The 17,733-nt window shown below is 32.7% G+C and carries 17 protein-coding genes, 1 tRNA gene and 1 pseudogene; 4 read left to right on the plus strand and 15 right to left on the minus strand.

The window, feature by feature from the left end; all coding sequences use genetic code 11:
- Positions 1-16: 16 nt before the first annotated feature.
- Positions 17-481 carry a cyclic-di-AMP-binding protein CbpB gene (gene cbpB / locus OZJ21_RS07990; RefSeq protein ID WP_003705862.1) on the minus strand — a complete coding sequence of 155 codons (465 nt, stop codon included), beginning with the start codon at positions 479-481 and terminating at the stop codon, positions 17-19.
- Positions 482-694: 213 nt separating this feature from the next.
- Here cbpB and OZJ21_RS07995 point away from each other — a divergent pair, with 213 nt between their 5' ends.
- Positions 695-1,432 carry an MIP/aquaporin family protein gene (locus OZJ21_RS07995; RefSeq protein ID WP_081559305.1) on the plus strand — a complete coding sequence of 246 codons (738 nt, stop codon included), beginning with the start codon at positions 695-697 and terminating at the stop codon, positions 1,430-1,432.
- A gap of 109 nt (positions 1,433-1,541) precedes the next feature.
- Here OZJ21_RS07995 and OZJ21_RS08000 read toward each other — a convergent pair whose 3' ends face one another.
- Positions 1,542-3,728 (minus strand): LTA synthase family protein, encoded by a 2,187-nt coding sequence (locus OZJ21_RS08000; protein ID WP_081559303.1) that lies wholly within the window; start codon positions 3,726-3,728, stop codon positions 1,542-1,544.
- 226 nt (positions 3,729-3,954) lie between these two features.
- Here OZJ21_RS08000 and OZJ21_RS08005 point away from each other — a divergent pair, with 226 nt between their 5' ends.
- Positions 3,955-5,307: a glucose-6-phosphate isomerase gene (locus tag OZJ21_RS08005; protein ID WP_003699746.1), complete on the plus strand. Its 1,353-nt coding sequence runs from the start codon at positions 3,955-3,957 to the stop codon at positions 5,305-5,307.
- Between the two features lie 69 nt (positions 5,308-5,376).
- On the opposite strand, the gene zwf is transcribed toward OZJ21_RS08005, so the two are convergent.
- From zwf to fabZ (OZJ21_RS08070), 13 genes and pseudogenes are all read right to left on the minus strand, one after another.
- Positions 5,377-6,861 (minus strand): glucose-6-phosphate dehydrogenase, encoded by a 1,485-nt coding sequence (gene zwf, locus OZJ21_RS08010; protein ID WP_003705857.1) that lies wholly within the window; start codon positions 6,859-6,861, stop codon positions 5,377-5,379.
- Positions 6,862-7,007: 146 nt separating this feature from the next.
- The gene (gene fabI, locus OZJ21_RS08015; protein WP_003709800.1) at positions 7,008-7,766 is read right to left on the minus strand and encodes an enoyl-ACP reductase FabI; all 759 of its coding nucleotides are present in this window, start codon (positions 7,764-7,766) and stop codon (positions 7,008-7,010) included.
- 15 nt (positions 7,767-7,781) lie between these two features.
- Positions 7,782-9,422: pseudogene (accD, locus tag OZJ21_RS08020) on the minus strand (acetyl-CoA carboxylase, carboxyltransferase subunit beta).
- Positions 9,409-10,788 (minus strand): acetyl-CoA carboxylase biotin carboxylase subunit, encoded by a 1,380-nt coding sequence (accC, locus tag OZJ21_RS08025; protein ID WP_011475767.1) that lies wholly within the window; start codon positions 10,786-10,788, stop codon positions 9,409-9,411. Before accC ends, accD begins: the two are co-directional and overlap by 14 nt.
- 24 nt (positions 10,789-10,812) lie before the next feature.
- The gene (gene fabZ / locus OZJ21_RS08030; protein ID WP_003699740.1) at positions 10,813-11,235 is read right to left on the minus strand and encodes a 3-hydroxyacyl-ACP dehydratase FabZ; all 423 of its coding nucleotides are present in this window, start codon (positions 11,233-11,235) and stop codon (positions 10,813-10,815) included.
- Between the two features lie 4 nt (positions 11,236-11,239).
- A complete protein-coding gene (gene accB / locus OZJ21_RS08035; protein WP_035149650.1) occupies positions 11,240-11,689 on the minus strand; it encodes an acetyl-CoA carboxylase biotin carboxyl carrier protein in 450 nt (149 codons plus the stop codon).
- Between the two features lie 2 nt (positions 11,690-11,691).
- Positions 11,692-12,930 (minus strand): beta-ketoacyl-ACP synthase II, encoded by a 1,239-nt coding sequence (gene fabF / locus OZJ21_RS08040; RefSeq protein WP_081533777.1) that lies wholly within the window; start codon positions 12,928-12,930, stop codon positions 11,692-11,694.
- Between the two features lie 12 nt (positions 12,931-12,942).
- Positions 12,943-13,674 carry a 3-oxoacyl-[acyl-carrier-protein] reductase gene (fabG, locus tag OZJ21_RS08045; RefSeq protein ID WP_004563889.1) on the minus strand — a complete coding sequence of 244 codons (732 nt, stop codon included), beginning with the start codon at positions 13,672-13,674 and terminating at the stop codon, positions 12,943-12,945.
- A complete protein-coding gene (locus OZJ21_RS08050; protein ID WP_014568233.1) occupies positions 13,675-14,613 on the minus strand; it encodes an ACP S-malonyltransferase in 939 nt (312 codons plus the stop codon). It abuts the gene before it with no gap.
- Positions 14,614-14,626: 13 nt separating this feature from the next.
- Complete coding sequence (locus OZJ21_RS08055) at positions 14,627-14,869, minus strand: acyl carrier protein (RefSeq protein WP_003699734.1); 243 nt, start codon at positions 14,867-14,869, stop codon at positions 14,627-14,629.
- A gap of 19 nt (positions 14,870-14,888) precedes the next feature.
- Positions 14,889-15,869, minus strand: a complete 981-nt coding sequence (locus OZJ21_RS08060; RefSeq protein ID WP_087310523.1) for a beta-ketoacyl-ACP synthase III — start codon at positions 15,867-15,869, stop codon at positions 14,889-14,891.
- A gap of 16 nt (positions 15,870-15,885) precedes the next feature.
- Positions 15,886-16,326: a MarR family winged helix-turn-helix transcriptional regulator gene (locus OZJ21_RS08065; RefSeq protein WP_003699732.1), complete on the minus strand. Its 441-nt coding sequence runs from the start codon at positions 16,324-16,326 to the stop codon at positions 15,886-15,888.
- A gap of 76 nt (positions 16,327-16,402) precedes the next feature.
- The gene (fabZ, locus tag OZJ21_RS08070; RefSeq protein WP_014568231.1) at positions 16,403-16,849 is read right to left on the minus strand and encodes a 3-hydroxyacyl-ACP dehydratase FabZ; all 447 of its coding nucleotides are present in this window, start codon (positions 16,847-16,849) and stop codon (positions 16,403-16,405) included.
- 402 nt (positions 16,850-17,251) lie between these two features.
- Here fabZ (OZJ21_RS08070) and OZJ21_RS08075 point away from each other — a divergent pair, with 402 nt between their 5' ends.
- Together OZJ21_RS08075 and OZJ21_RS08080 are read left to right on the plus strand one after the other, a co-directional pair.
- Complete coding sequence (locus OZJ21_RS08075; RefSeq protein WP_081537814.1) at positions 17,252-17,536, plus strand: hypothetical protein; 285 nt, start codon at positions 17,252-17,254, stop codon at positions 17,534-17,536.
- A gap of 47 nt (positions 17,537-17,583) precedes the next feature.
- Positions 17,584-17,667: transfer RNA gene (locus OZJ21_RS08080), tRNA-Leu, on the plus strand.
- The last annotated feature ends 66 nt before the right edge of the window (positions 17,668-17,733 follow it).

Genomic DNA, 17,733 nt, shown 5'->3' on the forward strand with positions numbered 1-17,733 from the left:
TCCTTATTAGGCCTAATTATTTAGGTTCAGTTACATAAAAATTATCAAATTCATGTGATAAATAATTCATACTTTTTAATAATTCTCTTCTGGTAACAATACCTAAGAAACGATTATCATCATCTACAACAACTAAAAAAGGTTGATTAACTAAACGATGCAATATTTCCTCACAATCAGCTGTCGGTTTTATTGTTTCTACCTCTGTCTGCATAACATCTTTAACTTGTTTTTTCGAAAGGCATCTTGCATCGATTCCTTTTAATCCTAACATTTCTTCAGTTATCATAGACAATGAAAGTAATCCTTTAAATTTTTGATTATGATCTAAAACAGGAATTTTAGCATATCTCACCTTAGTCAATACCATAAAAGCATGATCTAAATGATTTTCTTCTTGAACATTTGCTACAATATCAGCTGGAATTAAAAAATCCTCACTGTTTCTCATTAACATTTGTTCAATTGGTTGTGACATCATATGTAATTTCCTCCTTTAATCACTAATAATATTCTAGTGTATTGTTTGAATATATTGCAACTAAAAACACTATTTTCACAAACTTTTTTGATTTTTGAAAATTATTACTTTAATTTTCAAGTTGCTTATTGACATAGCTTTAATCACTCATTATTATAATATGAGTATTAATATTACTTACATACATATAACATATATCTTTAGGAGGATAATATGGATTTTCCATTATTTACACGATTAGCTGCAGAATTTTTTGGAACTGCAATTATGCTTATGTTAGGTAACGGATCTGTAGCTGACGTTGAATTAAAAGGAACTAAAGGCTACCATAGTGGTTGGATTACAATCTCCATCGGTTATGGTTTTGCTGTTTTGGTTCCAGCTTTGATGTTTGGTAGTGTTTCTGGGGGACAATTTAACCCTGCTATGACTTTAGGTTTAGCTATCAATGGAGCATTTCCATGGAATGAAGCATTTTTATACATATTAGCACAATTCTTAGGTGCCATCGCTGGCCAATTGGTCGTAGTTGCTTGTTTCTACCCTCACTACGATATTACTGAAGACCCTGAAAGTATTTTGGGAACATTCTCAACTATTTCTGCAACAAATAGTCGTTTCAATGGTTTTATTAACGAATTCTTTGGAACATTTACTTTAGTTTTTGGCGCTCTAGCAATTACTCATACTTCATTCTTTGAACATGGTAACCAAGGTGCTGGATACATAGGTATCGGTTTACTAGTTATGGTTTTAGTTACTTCATTCGGTGGACCTACTGGACCTGCTTTAAACCCTGCTCGTGACTTGGGTCCTCGTATCGTTCATGCATTACTTCCATTAAAACATAAAGGTTCTTCTCAATGGGATTATGCATGGGTTCCAGTATTAGCACCTATTTGCGCTGCTGTTTCAGGCGTTTTAATTTATAATATTATTTTTGGACTTTAATGTCTGAACTATAGCTAACTTTTCTTATTATAGAAAGGTTAGCTTTTTTATTATCAAAAAAACCAGTAAAGGATAGTAACTTACTTCTTTACTGGTTTTTTCATCATTTTCATTGATCAGAATCACTTTCTGCCGATGAAGATGATGTATCTATTGATTCTTTTTTGTTGGATTTTAATGTGTTCTTTACACTTGATATATTAGCTTCATTTTGATCTGTTGTTGTTAATTCAGGTGCGTCTGAACTATAATCATCAATAGTTGTTTTATTTCCATTTTTAGACCATAGCGATGTAGACTTCTTTCCTAAATCCTCTTGAATCTTTAAAATCTGACCATATTGATTAGTGTAGTTATATTTCTTAGGATCAACAGGAGTAAATCCCGTTGGTATATAAAATCTTAAGAGATTCTTGTTATTCAATGTATCTGATAAGGAGAGTTCGGTATTAACCTTTTCCCTATCCTTCTTTATCTCATCTTTAACTTTTTGACTAGGGTGGGTTAATATTTTCCCCGTACTATTTTGGTAAATAGTATTACCAACCACTGTATATTTTGGAGTTATAAAATCTTCATTTCTAAATGCAACTACTTGATCGTGTTTTGATGAAAATAAATCTGTTCCAAATTGAATGTAATCGCGAGAATCTATTCCCAATAGATGCAGTAACGTTGGCAATACATCTATTTCTCCACCATATTGAGTTTGAACACCACCATCTTTAGTACCTGGTATATGTATCATAAATGGCACTCTTTGCATTTGAGTATTATCAAAATCACTCCATGTAGATGAAGATTTACCTAACAATGAAGCTAATTTTAAATTCCTAGTATCAGATATTCCGTAGTGATCGCCATATAAAACGATAATCGAATTGTCATATAATCCTGACTTCTTTAAATATTCAAAAAATTCTTGCACAGCTTGATCCAAATAATGAGCAGTCACAAAATAATTATTTATCGAAGCATCTGATGTATTAGCCTTATCAAAGGATGTATTTTGATCATCTAAAGCAAAAGGAAAATGATTGGATACAGTTACAAATTTAGTATAGAAAGGTTGTTGAAGTCTTTCTAAATACTTAACAGAATCATGGAATAATAATTTATCTTTTAATCCATATTCAGTTAAATTATTTGCATCAGTATTATAGTAACTAGAATCAAAGAAATAATTATATCCTAAATTCTTATATACATTATTTCTATTCCAAAATGATCCAGAATTCCCATGAAAGACAGCCGAGGTATAACCTTGAGACTGACCTAATATAGCCGGAGCTCCCTCAAATGTATTATCAGTTCCAAGTATTGAAAATAGAGAACCTTGAGATAGTCCATACGTACTGGTTTCCAACATATTTTCAGCATCAGAAGTTTTCCCCTGTCCTACCTGATTAAAAAAGTTAGCAAAACTATATGTCTCTTTACTATTGTATAAACTGTTTAAAAATGGGGTAACTTCCTTATCATTTAGTTTATAGTTAATCAAAAATTGTTGAAAACTTTCTAAATGAATAACGATTACATTACGTCCCTTTGCTATTCCATACATTTTAGAATTTGGTTCAGCATAATGATTACGCGTAAAATTAATGATGTTATTTAAGTCTGAACTTCCAGCTTTATTACGAACTTGACTGTTCCTTGCTGTCTTCAATCCATCATAAACCATATAGGTATCTATTCCCAGATACTTTACTAGATAATTTCTATCAAAAGTTCTTGACAATAACTGTGGACGGCTAATTTCACCTAAAGTAATATTCAATACTAAACAAAACAACGAGAACGAAGTTAAAGCTAATGCTTGCACTCGTGGAATTGGGCGTTTATCTAAATGAAGAAAACCGGTGATAAAACCTAAAGCAACTATTACTATATCTGCAACAATAATAATATCTTGTGGTTTCAACAATGCAAACGAGCTTCCACTCAATCCCTGTGATACCGTAGAGTATCCAAATATCGTATTAATTGTCATAAAATCTGTGAATTCACGATAATAGATGACATTAAACATCAGTAAAGCTGTATTCGCAATATAAATCAATCCCATAAATATATATGATGGAATCGTCCTTTTAATATACAAAGCTATCCCCAATAAGAGCAGTGTCGTAGCTAAAGGGTTAACTAAAAGTACAAAATATTGATAGATGCCCTTAACTCCTAAATGAAAGTCTATAAAATAAACTAAAATAGTCTTTAACCAAAATAAAAAGACTAGCAAGGAGAAAAATCCCCAGCGTGTGTTAAGGAACTTTTTTATTCGGAGTAAATTCAAGATAGTTACGTCCTTTCTCAATCTTAACTAACTTATAATTTTACCCCTTATCTAATTTATACGTCAATTAAGATAAAGATAAATTAAGAAATGCTTATTATCTTATACTGATATTTAAGGGATTGTAAGGAAAATTAATAATTTATCTTCATTTTATATGTTCAAATTTACTATTTTACGGTATAATGTAAGCGTACAATTATTATTAATAAGGAGAGAATATATAATGGCTCATATTTCATTTGATAGCTCTAACTTAACTAAGTTTGTTAATGACAATGAACTTGGCGAAATGCAAGCTTTAGTAACTGCTGTTGATAAAGAATTGCGCGAAGGTACTGGTGCAGGTAATGACTTCCGCGGTTTCCTAAATTTACCAGTTGATTACGACAAGGACGAATTTGACAGAATTAAAAAAGCAGCTAAAAAAATTCAATCTGATTCTGAAGTTTTAGTTGTTATTGGTATTGGTGGTTCTTACTTAGGTGCTCGTGCAGCAATCGATTTCTTACATCACCAATTCTTCAACTTATTACCAGCTGAAAAGAGAAATGCTCCACAAATTTTCTTCGCTGGTAACTCTATTTCTGGTTCTTATGTACATGACTTAATCGAATTAATCGGAGATCGTGATTTCTCTGTTAACGTAATTTCTAAGTCTGGTACAACTACAGAACCATCAATCGCATTCCGAGTATTTAAGGAAAAATTAATTGCTAAGTACGGTGTTGAAGGTGCTCGTGAACGTATCTATGCTACAACTGATCGTGCTCGTGGTGCTCTAAAGACTGAAGCTGACGCAGAAGGTTACGAAACATTTGTAATTCCTGATGATGTTGGTGGTCGTTTCTCAGTACTTACACCAGTTGGTTTATTACCTATCGCAGTTTCCGGTGCTGATATTGATAAATTGATGCAAGGTGCTGCTGATGCTCGTGAAGAATATTCTGATGCTGATTTAACAAAGAATGAAGCATACCAATATGCTGCTTTACGTAATATTTTATATCGTAAAGGTTATACAACTGAAATTCTTGAAAATTACGAACCAACATTACAATACTTTGCTGAATGGTGGAAACAATTGATGGGTGAATCTGAAGGTAAAGATGGTAAGGGTATCTATCCTTCTTCAGCAAACTTCTCAACAGACTTGCACTCACTTGGTCAATACATCCAAGAAGGTATGCGTAATTTAATGGAAACAGTTATCACTGTAGGAAATCCAACAAATGATACAGATATTCCTAAAGAAGAAGAAAATCTTGACGGCTTAGGTTACTTAGAAGGCAAGTCCATGAACTATGTAAACTCAAAAGCTTTCCAAGGTGTTGTCCTTGCTCATACAGACGGTAATGTTCCTAACATGATTGTTAACATTCCAGATCAAACAGAATACACATTAGGTTACATGATCTACTTCTTCGAAATTGCAGTTGCTATTTCTGGATACTTAAATGGTATTAATCCATTCAACCAACCTGGTGTAGAAGCATACAAGAAGAATATGTTTGCTTTACTTGGTCGTCCAGGTTACGAAGAATTAACAAAAGAACTTCAAGATCGTTTGAATAAATAATTATTAATACAAATAAAAATCACAGTTCTGAAAGATTCAGAGCTGTGATTTTTTTGTTTAGCTAAATTACTATTTAGTTGGATCAAAGAACCAGTAATTTCCATCCTTAGCTAGTAGTTCATCAGAAATTTTTGGTCCCATAGTATTACAATTATAATTTGTCAATTCATCAGGGGTTACATCTTCATTGTCCCATGCTGTTCTAACGGAATCAATAAATCTCCAAGAATAGTAAACCTCTTCCCAATGAACAAAATTAGTAGCATCGCCTTTTACCGCATCTAAAATTAGTTTCTCATAAGCCTCTGGTGTAATTGCTTGTGTTGAGATATCATGACGGTAGCTCAATGCTCTATTTTCCAATTTATATCCTGATTGACTAACTTTCTTAGTATTAAGAGTTAAACTCATACCTGGATTTGCATCAATATCAAATGACAAAACATTAGGTAACAATTTCTTATTAGCATTAAAAATGTTATTAGGCATATTCTTAAATACTACGTCAACACGAGTAGATTTTGCAGCTAATCTCTTACCTGTTCTAATATAAATTGGAACCCCAGCAAAATTCATACTATTAACATGAAGTTTTCCAGCAACAAAAGTTTCAGTAGTCGAATTTGGATCTACTTGATCTTCTTCACGATAACCATTTAAATCTTCTGTATGAGCATATTGTCCACGAACAAAATATTTTTTAACTTCTTCTGGAGTATACAATTGTAAAGCTTTTAATGCACTAATTTTTTCACGGCGAATATCAACATCAGTAAAAGTTACTGGTGCATTCATTGTTAATAATGAGACAATTTGTAAAATATGATTTTGAACCATATCTCTCAATGCACCTGCTGTTTCATAATACCCTGCTCTATCTTCAACACCTAGAGATTCACTCAAAGTGATTTGAATATTATCAATATATCTATTATTCCATAGAGCACGGAAAATATTATTACCAAATCTAACAGCTAAAATATTTTGATTCATTTCTTTACCGAGATAATGATCAATACGATATACAGATTCTTCAGAGAAGTATTTTGCAATCTCATCATTTAATTCAACTGCACTTTGTAAGTCATGACCAAATGGCTTTTCAATAATTACCCTATTATAACCTTCATCTGTCACAATTTCTTCAGATTTTAGATACTTACATATTGTTCCAAAGAATCGTGGAGACATTGCTAAATAGAATAATCTATTACCATTAATTTTATATTTCTCATCCAGTTTCTCTGCCAATTTCTTCAATGTAACGTAATGTTCTACATCATTTACATTATGAGATTGATAATAAAAATGGCGAGAAAATTCTGTCGCTTGGGCAGCAGTATCTTCCATTCCGGAAATAGAATTCCTTACTACTTGTTGAAAATGTTCATCAGTCCACGGTCTACGTGCAGTGCCAATTACAGCAAATCTTTTACAAAGAAAACCTTTTTTATATAAATTAAATAAAGAAGGGTATAATTTTCTTTGTGCTAAATCACCAGTAGCACCAAAAATTATAAATAATGCATTCTGCTCTTTTCCCTTTTCAGTCATAACTACACCACTTTCGATAATCTTTAGCAATAATACATAATTACATTATATACTATATTTACTAATTAAATAAACTAAAATGGTTTTAATTATAAGTTCCATATTTATAAAAAAGTTGAAAGAGACTCTCTCTTCCAACTTTTTAACTATATTAAATGGACTCCTTTATCCACGTAAATAACATCGCCTACGACACCTGTTGACAAGTCACTCATCAAGAATGCACATGTTCCGCCTACTTCTCTAATTGTTACTGATTCCCCATCAACTGTCCTTTCTTCAGACATTTTTAATAACTCTGAATGACCTTTAATTCCAGTAACAGCCAATGTCTTTATTGCTCCTGCAGAAATAGCATTAACTCTAGTACCATACTTAGCCATGTCACGAGCTAAATAACGGACACTAGCTTCTAGAGATGCTTTAGCTACTCCCATGACATTATAGTTAGGGATAGCTCTTTCTGAACCAAAATAAGTTAATGTTACAATACTAGATGGATCATTTAAAATTTCACGACCGTACTTTGCAACCGCAATTAAGGAATATGCTGAAATATCTTGAGCTAATGCATATCCTTCGCGACTAGCTTGCATAATTTCTCCACCCAATTCTTCCTTGTTAGCAAAAGCAATTGCATGCAAAATTCCATCTACTTTTCCAAAGCGTTCATTCACTAATTTAAAGGCATTTTCAATACTTGCATCATCTGAAACATCACATTCTACTAGTTTTTCTTCTTCAGAAACTAAACGACTCAAACTTTTTTTTATTCTGTCATTTTGATATGTGAATATTAATTCAGCCCCATTTTCCATCATCATCTGGGAACATCCCCATGCAATTGAACGCTTATTAGCTACTCCCATAACAAGGATTTTCTTTCCTTTTAACAAGTCTGACATTAATTTCATTCCCTTCTAAAACTTTCTATATCTCTCTTTTCTTCTTTTTACAAGTTCAAACTTTGTAAGTGAAGTTAAATTTTTTAATTCTTGTGCCAATATTTTCTTTATCTCTTTGCAAACTTTTCGATGTGAATTAGATTCTGGAATTATTCCTTCAATAATTTCTTGTTTTAATAAAGCCTCAGGAGTTAACTGCATTACTTCTGCAGCTTCATCTGCCCTTTTACTATCTTTCCATAAAATAGAAGCAAATCCTTCAGGTGATAAAATAGAATACATACTATCTTCTAACATCCAAACTTGATCTCCACATGCCAAAGCTAAAGCTCCTCCACTGCCTCCTTCACCATAAATAAATGAAATAATTGGTACCTTTAGATCACTCATTTCTAGTAAATTCCTAGCAATAGCTTCACCCTGTCCATTTTCCTCAGCTGATCGTCCAGGATAAGCACCTGAAGTATTTACAAAAGTTACGATTGGTCGATTGAATTTCTCAGCTTGTTTCATTAAACGTAAGGACTTTCTATATCCTGACGGTTCTGGACATCCAAAATGTTTCGCTATTCTCTCTTCAGGAGTACCACCTTTATCCGTTGCAATAACTGTTACAGGGATTCCATTAAATAATGCAATCCCTCCTATAATTGCTTCATCATCTGAATACTTGCGATCACCATGAAGTTCAAAAAAATCATCAAAAATTCCATCTATCAATTCATTGGCAGTTACTTTTTTTAACCCACGAGCAGCAGCTACGATTTCAGAAGCCATTTTTTTCTTCTTTAAAATTTTAGGCATCTAAAAAGCTCCTTTCATTGAATGAATTTTTACCAACCATGCTAATTTTTCTTTTTGATCTTCACGTTTAATAATATTATCAATAAATCCATTCTTTAAAACAGTTTCTGCATCTTGTAAGTCATCTGGTACCTTTTGGTGAATAGTTTGTTCTATTACACGTTTACCTGCAAATCCCAGTAATGCTCTTGGTTCAGAAAGAATTATATCTCCTTGCATTGCAAAACTTGCTGTCACTCCACCTGTAGTAGGGTCTGTAATGACAGTTATGTACAATAAACCTGCATTTGAATGTTCCTTGACTGCTTGAGAGATCTTGCTCATCTGCATTAAGGAACTAATTCCTTCTTGCATTCTAGCACCACCAGAAGCTGTAAATAATATTACTGGTAAATTCTTCTGAGTAGCTCTCTCAAATAAACGAGTTATCTTCTCGCCAGTCACAGTTCCCATTGAGCCCATAATGAAGTATGGATCCATTATGCCTAAAGCAAATTCAACATCATTAATCATTGCTATTCCAGTTAAAACTGAATCGTTAAGTTTACTGTCTTGTTGAGCTTTAATTAATTTTTCTTTATATCCAGGAAAATTTAATGGATCTTTAGTTTCTAAATCTGTATCAAATTCTTGAAAAGTATCTACTAACCATTCTAATCTCTCACGAGCATGAATTCTAAACCCATAGTAACAATTTGGACATGTTTTATACTTACCTAAATCTTTATGATATATAGATTGTTGACATTTAGGGCAAGAAATCCATAATCCCGAAGGAACTTTTTCTCCAGCTTTTTTGTTAGCCTTAATATGCTTTTTACTAATTGTTTTTAATTCATCAAATAGCTGCATCTTTATGTTCTTCCTTCCATTTAGGTAAAAAATTCTGTTCTAAATATTCAGTAGTAACTTTACCATCTAAAAAATTCTTATCTTTTAAAATATCTAAGTAGAAAGATTGATTGGTTTTTACTCCTGTAATTAGCATCTCACTCAATAAGCGTTTTACTTTTTCAATCGCCTCATGTCTGTCTTGACCTAAAGAAATTACTTTAGCAATCATTGAGTCATAAAATGGAGTGATTTCCCAACCTGCATACAAATCAGAATCTATTCTCATTCCTAAATTTCCTACTGGGAAATACAAATAGCGCACCTTACCAACCTGTGGCATAAAATTCTTAGATGGATCTTCTGCATTGATACGGCATTCAATAGCACTTCCGTTAATTTGAATATCATTTTGATTAAACGGCAACCTTTCCCCAGAAGCTACTTTTACTTGAGCTTTTACCAAATCAATTCCTGTAACCATTTCTGTCACTGTATGTTCTACTTGAATACGCGTATTCATTTCCATAAAATAAAAATTATGTTGACTATCCATTAAAAATTCAATTGTTCCAGTATTAACATAGTTAATGGCATTGGCAGCTTTTATTGCTATATTTCCTAGCTCTTTTCTTTGCTCCTCAGTAATTAAAAGGCATGGACTTTCTTCTATCATCTTCTGTTTATTTCTTTGTACTGAACAATCACGTTCAGGAAAATAAACTACATTTCCTTGCTTATCACGAAAAATTTGAACTTCAATGTGCTTTACATTTGTCATTATTTTTTCTAGATACATTCTTTTATCACCGAAAGATACTTGGGCTTCGCGCTTAGCCTCTTCAAATAATGATGTTAATTCATTATCGTCATTAACCTTCCTAATACCTTTGCCACCACCACCGGCTGCTGCTTTTAATAAAACCGGATATCCAACCTTATTTGCAACTTTCTTGGCTTCTTCAACAGTTTCGATGAAACCTTCACTTCCTGGAATCACGGGAACTCCACTTTTTTGCATTTGTTCTCTTGCATTAGCTTTATTTCCCATCAAGTCAATTATTTCAGAATTAGGGCCGATAAAAGTTATACCTACAGCTTCACACATCTCAACAAATTGACTATTTTCAGATAAGAAACCAAAACCGGGATGGATTGCTTCCGCACCAGTTCCAATAGCAGCTGCTAAAATATTTTTCATGTTTAAATATGAATCTTGTGGACGGGCAGTTCCTACACATACAGCTTCATCTGCTAATTGTACATGTAAACTTTCTCGGTCAACAGTTGAATAAATAGCAACCGATTTTATGCCCAATTCTTTAAGTGATCGAATAATACGAACTGCAATTTCTCCACGATTAGCCACTAATACTTTCGAAAACATATTTCTACCTACCTTACTACTTACCTATCCAATCATAAACGTTAGTTCAGCTGTACATGCTTTTTTTCCATCTACAGTTGCAATAGCTTTTCCTAAACCAACATTATTTCGAATCTTCTCTAAAGTTACTTCTAAACGCAATGAATCACCAGGTCTAACAACTTTTCTAAATTTAGCAGACTTTATTCCACCAAAATATGCTGTTTTCCCTTTAAATTCTGGTAAAGATAATAGTGCAACAGCACCTGTTTGTGCTAATGCTTCTACAATTAATACTCCTGGCATCACTGGATTACCAGGGAAATGTCCATTAAATAATTCTTCATTGATAGTAACATTTCTTTTAGCTACTGCTTTTTCCCCTGGAATCAATTCTTCTACTCTGTCAATTAACAACATGGGATAGCGATGCGGAATTATTTTCTTTATTTCTGTTATATCTAGCACTTAACTAACCTTCCTTAATTTTAAATAAAGGTTGATCAAATTCAACTAAATCTTCATTATCAACCAAAACTTCTACAACTTCACCTGTGTACTCACTCTTGATTTCTGTCATCATCTTCATGGCTTCAATAATACATACAACATCGCCTTTATGAACATGTGATCCAACAGAGACATAAGCTGCTTTTTCTGGTTCAGGTTGAAGATATACCGTTCCAACCATTGGAGATTTTATCAAACTAGCATCATCGAGATCATCGTTTTTACTGCTTACAATACTTTCATCGCTAGCTTCAATAGCTGGAGAATCAGCATAATTTTTATTATCTTGGCTAATAAATGGTGCTTCATTTTTACTCAAATGAATATGAAAACCATCCGTTGTGATTTCAAGTTCTCGTGTAGGAGAGTTATTGAAGTCTTCCATTAACTTCTTCACATCATTAAAATCCAATCTTATTCACTCCATTTTCTTAACGCTAATACCGCATTATGACCACCAAATCCTAATGAATTACTGATAGCATATTCTAAATTAGAAGTGGTAGTCTTGTCTTTTGTAACTATATTAATATTACATTCTTCATCTAATTCATTCAAACCTACATTTTCAGGTAATTGTTGCATCTGAAGAGCTCTTACCGTAATAGCTGCCTCAATTGCGCCAGCAGCTCCTAACAAATGACCCGTCATACTTTTAGTACTACTTACCATTACTGAGCTATTTTCTCCAAATACTTTATTAATTGCTAATGATTCACCACTATCATTTGCATGTGTAGCAGTTCCGTGAGCATTAACATAACCTACTTTATCGGGAGTTATACCAGCTTCATCAATGGCTTGTTTCATAGCCCTAGCTGCACCTTCACCAGTAGGATCTGGAGATGTTATATGAAAAGCATCACACGTACTACTATAACCTACAACTTCTCCCAATATCGTAGCATTTCGTTTTTGTGCATGTTCTAAGTTTTCTAAAACTAAGGTAGCTCCACCTTCACCCATTACAAATCCAGAACGATTTCTATCAAATGGTAGTGAAGCCTTTAAAGGATCTTTCTCAGGTGAAAGAGCAGTTAGAGCCGCAAATCCAGCAATTCCTATTTCGTTAACCGATGCTTCAGAGCCCCCAGTTAACATTACCTGTGCTCTACCTTCTTTAATTTGTCGGTAAGCCTCACCAATTGCATTAGTTGCAGATGAACATGCTGTTACAACTGCTGTACAAATATTTTTAGCTCCAAAATGCATCGCAATATTTCCAGCAGCCATATTAACTATGGAAGTAGGTACAAACATTGGAGAAACTCTTTTAGGACCTTTTTCATGCATCTTTATAACTTGCTCTTGAATAGTAGTAAGTCCTCCAATACCTGATCCGTAAATTACTCCCATGTCATATGAATCTGTATTCTCTTCGTTTATTCCTGCTTGTTCAACAGCTTCAATCGCACTATGAACTGCATATTGAGAAAATAAATCCATTCTTTTAGCAGCTTTTTTACCAATAGAATTTTTAGGATCGAAGTCTTTCACTTCTCCAGCAACTGAAATTCCAGTCTGTGTAGCGTCAAACTTAGTAATCTTTTCTATTCCTACTTTGCTATCAAATATGTTCTTTAAGAAAGTTTCTCTGTCATTTCCGACAGGACCTACTATTCCCATTCCTGTAATAACAACTCTGTTAGTCATTAGAACCCTCCATTAAATTGTCATTCCACCATCAACAGTAATTACCTGTCCCGTTATATAATCATTTTCAGCTAAAAAGACTGCAGTTTGTGCAACTTCTTCTGCTTTTCCAAAACGATTTAAAGGGATAGTAGTGAGAATGTTTTCTTTAACTTTATCGCTTAAAACATCTGTCATATCACTAACTATCATTCCTGGAGCAATCGCATTAACTCTAATACTTCGCATAGCGCCTTCTTTTGCCACACTTTTAGTTAATCCGATAACTCCGGCTTTACTTGCTGCATAGTTAGCTTGACCAATATTTCCATGCTGTCCAATCACACTAGCAAGGTTTATAATTACTCCTGATCGTTGCTTATACATTTTCTTCACAACAGCTTGTGTCATTTGGAAAGTTCCAATTAGGTTAACATCAATTACAGACTTAAAATCTGCAGGTTTCATTCCAATCAGTAACTTATCATTAGTTATTCCGGCATTGTTAATCAGTATATCTATTCTACCAAATTTTTCGATAACTTCTTTAACAATTCTTTTAACATCACTTTCTATACTGATATCACCAAGAATAACATCATAGTTACAACCAATTTCTTCCATCTTACTAATCATATCATTAGGTATTTGATGGCGTCCATTTAAAACTACAGTACTTCCTTTTCTAGCAAAAGCTAATGCTATTTCTGCACCAATTCCTCTTGAACTTCCAGTGACTAGAACTACTTTTTCTTTTAATTCCATTTATTCACTTTCTTTCACACTATCTATGAATTTTTTAAAATCACTTAATTTACTAATGTGATATCTTTTAATACTTTTATCAATTTGCTTAGTAAATTTACTTAATGTTTTCCCAGGACCTATTTCAAGTACCGTATCTATTTTTTTATTATCAATTAAATATTGAACACATTCACCAAAATGTGTTGGTTTAATAATTTGTTTAGCTAATATTTCTGCTAAAGAATCTTTTTCAAAAGGACGCATTGTAGTATTACTTACAACTAAGTTACTTCCTTCAGTAAATGTCACATTTGATAATCTCTTTTTCATCTTTTGACTTGCATTAGTAAAAAGTGGAGTATGAAAAGCTCCACTTACCTTTAACTCTACTATTTTCTTAGCTGCATTTAGACTATCTATCTTATCTACAACATCTACTAATTCTTCGCCATCTCCACCTATTACTAATTGTTTAGGCGTATTATAATTAGCCACATATACATTTGGATAATCGGTACATAATTTTTCAATTACTTCTATTTGAGGGTCAATAATTGCTGCCATTTTACTATCAACTTTATTAGCATCATCTTGCATGTAAATAGCACGATCTTTAAGTACTGACATTCCATCGCTAAAAGATAATTTCTGACTTGCAATTAAAGCACTATATTCTCCTAGAGATAAACCAACCATGCCTTCAACAGCTAACTTATCACCTAGAGTATTCTGTAACATTTTCCAGATACCTATACTCATAGCAACTATTGCAGGTTGAATATATTTTGTTTCAGAAAGTTTATCTCCATCGTTAGCAAATACTGAAGTAATTTTAAAATCTGCAATCTCACTAGCTTTATCTACACAGTCCTTAAAAATTGGACTTTCCTGGTAAAAATCTAATCCCATATCTGTAAATTGGGATCCTTGACCACTAAATAAGATGGCTAATTTCATAATTAATTACCTTCTATTTGTTATCCAATTCTTTTTTTACGTAAGTAACTACATCTTGAATTGTTTTGATGTTTTCATCAGCTTCTAACTTAATGTCTAAATCATCTTCTAGTTCATTCATAATTTCAAAAACATCTAAACTATCTGCGTCTAAATCATCTTTGATATCTGCTGTTAAAGTTACATCATCTACATCTACATCCAATTGTTCTACTACGATATCTTGTACTTTCTTTAATACTTCTGCTTCTGTCATTTCAAATTCTCTCCTTAAATTAATATTTAATAATATGAGTACCGACTGTTAAGCCACCACCAAAGCCACTTAATGCTAGCGTCATCCCTCTTTTTACAATTCCATTTTCTATTAATTCATCTAATAAAAGAGGTTCACTAGCTGCCGAAGTATTTCCAAAACTATCTATGTTAATTGGAAATTTTTCTTCATTTTGCTTTAATTTCTTAGCTACTTGTCGAATAATTCTTGAATTTGCTTGATGCAAAATAAAATAATCTATATCTTCCAAACTAAGGTTAGCTTTTTGCACTGCCCTTAGAATAGATTGGGGAACTTCCCTAGTCGCAAAAGTATATACTCTTCTGCCATCCATTTTGAAAGTCGTATATTTCCTTATGCTATCCAAATCTGGAAATTTTTCTAACGGATCAGTTATTCCTGCTGTTAAAAACTCAGCTTCATTTCCAATAGTTTTCAAATCACTGCTGATAAATTTAGAATCTGTATCTTCTTTTAACTCAATCAAAGCACCTGCTGCACCGTCCCCGAAAAGTACAGCCGTCGATCTGTCATTCCAATCTATCAACTTGGAAAGATTTTCACTTCCAATTAGCATAGCCCTTTTTAAATTCATATTCCTTAGCATTGCTTCAACAATACTTAAACCATATATATATCCTGAACATGCAGCTGAAATATCAAAACAAACTGCATTATCAGCACTTATTCTTCCTTGAACAATAGCCGCTGTTGCTGGTGTAAAAGAATTAGGAGACATTGTAGCAACTATTATTAAATCTAAAGAATTAGGATTCCATCCGCTTTTTATTAATAACTTTTCTGCTACTTTCTCTGCTAAATCAGCTGTACTCTCATTTAAGCTTATATGCCTCTTCTTTATTCCAGTTCGTTGGCTTATCCATTCATCAGATGTATCCATAAATTCTGTTAATCTTTGATTATCTATAACTTCAGGTGGAACATAACGTGCTGTATAAGATATTTCTATATTTTCCAAACCTAGTTCTCCTTAGTTAAGAGTGCTCTTTTAGAAAATCTTCTAAATTATGAATGGCTTTTTCAATAGTTTTTATTTCATCTGGATTTAAATCCTTCAAAAAACTTTTAACCATCATCCTATGAAAAGCATCATGTGCTCGATAAACTAGTCTACCTTTTTTAGTCAAACCTATTCTAATAATTCGCCTATCATCATTCCCTCTAATGCGTTCAGCATAACCTTTTCGACATAGTCTATCTATTGTTGCAGTTAACGTTCCAGGGGTTAAATGAAGCTTTTTAGCAACTTGTGAAGCTGTTTGATGATCATACATTGAAATTGCATTTATTGCATGCATCTCTTTAATCGTGATATCACTAAAAACACTCTTACGTAACTCACTTTCTTCAATCCATACAATATCAGCATAAATTTTTTCTAAAGCATCATTTATTACTTGATATCTTTCATCCATCCCTATACCGCCTTATCTTTCGTATTCCAAATAATTTGATTATCAAAATAATAACCGAAATAAGACTACTTTGCAACTACAACTTCTTGTCTCTATCCGCAACGATAAACATTAATTCAGCCGTACAAGCTTTCTTTCCATCCACGATAACTTGAGTATCTACTATCCCCATGTTCTCGTGTTTCTTTTTCATTTCGACATTTAATTTTAAAACATCGCCCGGTCTGACAACTTTTCTAAATTTAGCTTTACTTATAGAACCTAAATAAGCTGTTTTTCCTACAAATTCTGGAGATTTCAAAATAAGTATTGACGCAGCTTGCGCTAAAGTTTCAATTAGTAAAACTCCCGGCATTACAGGATTTCCTGGAAAATGTCCTCTGAAAAAAGATTCATTAATTGTTACATTTTTTGTTGCGATAATTCTCTCACCAGGTACTAGCTCATCAACATAGTCAATGTAACAGATCGGATAACGATTAGGAATCATATCCATTATTTCCTGTGCATCCATAATTGCCACACAAAGCACCTCACTTAAAATTATTTCGAACATCAAAATATTCGATGAACAAATCATAATTTATTGATTTTATTTTGTCAAATCGCGCACAAATGACTATGAAAAAAATTCATCAAATAAAAAAATATATTTTTACAAAACAAAATAAATGGATATTTTGATTTCTCAAAACATCCACTATATGCTATTAAAATAGTCATTCTTCAAAATATTGTTCTTTATATAATTTATATAATCATAACTAATATATTATTTATACAGATGATACTATATAATTTTTACCTTCTAAACATATTTTGAATATCAAAATTCTAATCAAAATATAATTTTTAAAAGAAAAATAAACTACTTTTGTGGTATTATAAATATACGATATTTATAGTTGTTAAGGAGATGAATATAATGTTTCTATCAACAAGTGGTCTCAATCAATCTTATATTTTAAAGGGTATAGTTAATGCTACCGTGAAAAGAACTCTTAAAGCAGAAGAATTAGATGAAGTAGATCAATTTGACAATCTTTATGCCCAAGTTAAAAAAAAATTGGAAAATAAAGCACTTGAACTTGATGCTGATGGCGTAATTGATATTCGCTTTGTCCCTCAAATAGTCCGTGTTTCTGTTGGTCCAAAGTATATGTTATTACACGGATATGGAACTGCTATTAGCTTTCCCAAAAAGAACTAGCATTATTGCAAATAGTAATACTTTATTGTAAAATTACTATTGTTCTTGCCTCCGTGGCGGAATTGGCAGACGCGCAACGTTCAGGTCGTTGTTTGGTTTTCCAAGTGCAAGTTCGACTCTTGTCGGAGGCATTATGAATAAGACTAGAAAAAGTCTTAAAACTGAAAAAAATCACTGAGGATCGATATGATCTTCAG

It is taken from the genome of Ligilactobacillus sp. UO.C109 (assembly GCF_026847815.1).
In the GTDB taxonomy this organism is placed as follows: domain Bacteria; phylum Bacillota; class Bacilli; order Lactobacillales; family Lactobacillaceae; genus Ligilactobacillus; species Ligilactobacillus salivarius.

Excerpts from the sequence above, each read along its gene's own strand:
- fabG (WP_004563889.1), bottom strand. The coding sequence starts at position 13,674 with ATGGAATTAAAAGAAAAAGTAGTTCTAGTCACTGGAAGTTCAAGAGGA.
- OZJ21_RS08075 (WP_081537814.1), top strand. The coding sequence starts at position 17,252 with ATGTTTCTATCAACAAGTGGTCTCAATCAATCTTATATTTTAAAGGGT.
- OZJ21_RS08005 (WP_003699746.1), top strand. The coding sequence starts at position 3,955 with ATGGCTCATATTTCATTTGATAGCTCTAACTTAACTAAGTTTGTTAAT.
- OZJ21_RS08050 (WP_014568233.1), bottom strand. The coding sequence starts at position 14,613 with ATGAAATTAGCCATCTTATTTAGTGGTCAAGGATCCCAATTTACAGAT.
- OZJ21_RS07995 (WP_081559305.1), top strand. The coding sequence starts at position 695 with ATGGATTTTCCATTATTTACACGATTAGCTGCAGAATTTTTTGGAACT.
- zwf (WP_003705857.1), bottom strand. The coding sequence starts at position 6,861 with ATGACTGAAAAGGGAAAAGAGCAGAATGCATTATTTATAATTTTTGGT.
- fabF (WP_081533777.1), bottom strand. The coding sequence starts at position 12,930 with ATGACTAACAGAGTTGTTATTACAGGAATGGGAATAGTAGGTCCTGTC.
- accC (WP_011475767.1), bottom strand. The coding sequence starts at position 10,788 with ATGTTTTCGAAAGTATTAGTGGCTAATCGTGGAGAAATTGCAGTTCGT.
- OZJ21_RS08065 (WP_003699732.1), bottom strand. The coding sequence starts at position 16,326 with ATGGATGAAAGATATCAAGTAATAAATGATGCTTTAGAAAAAATTTAT.
- fabI (WP_003709800.1), bottom strand. The coding sequence starts at position 7,766 with ATGTCAGACTTGTTAAAAGGAAAGAAAATCCTTGTTATGGGAGTAGCT.
- OZJ21_RS08055 (WP_003699734.1), bottom strand. The coding sequence starts at position 14,869 with ATGACAGAAGCAGAAGTATTAAAGAAAGTACAAGATATCGTAGTAGAA.
- cbpB (WP_003705862.1), bottom strand. The coding sequence starts at position 481 with ATGATGTCACAACCAATTGAACAAATGTTAATGAGAAACAGTGAGGAT.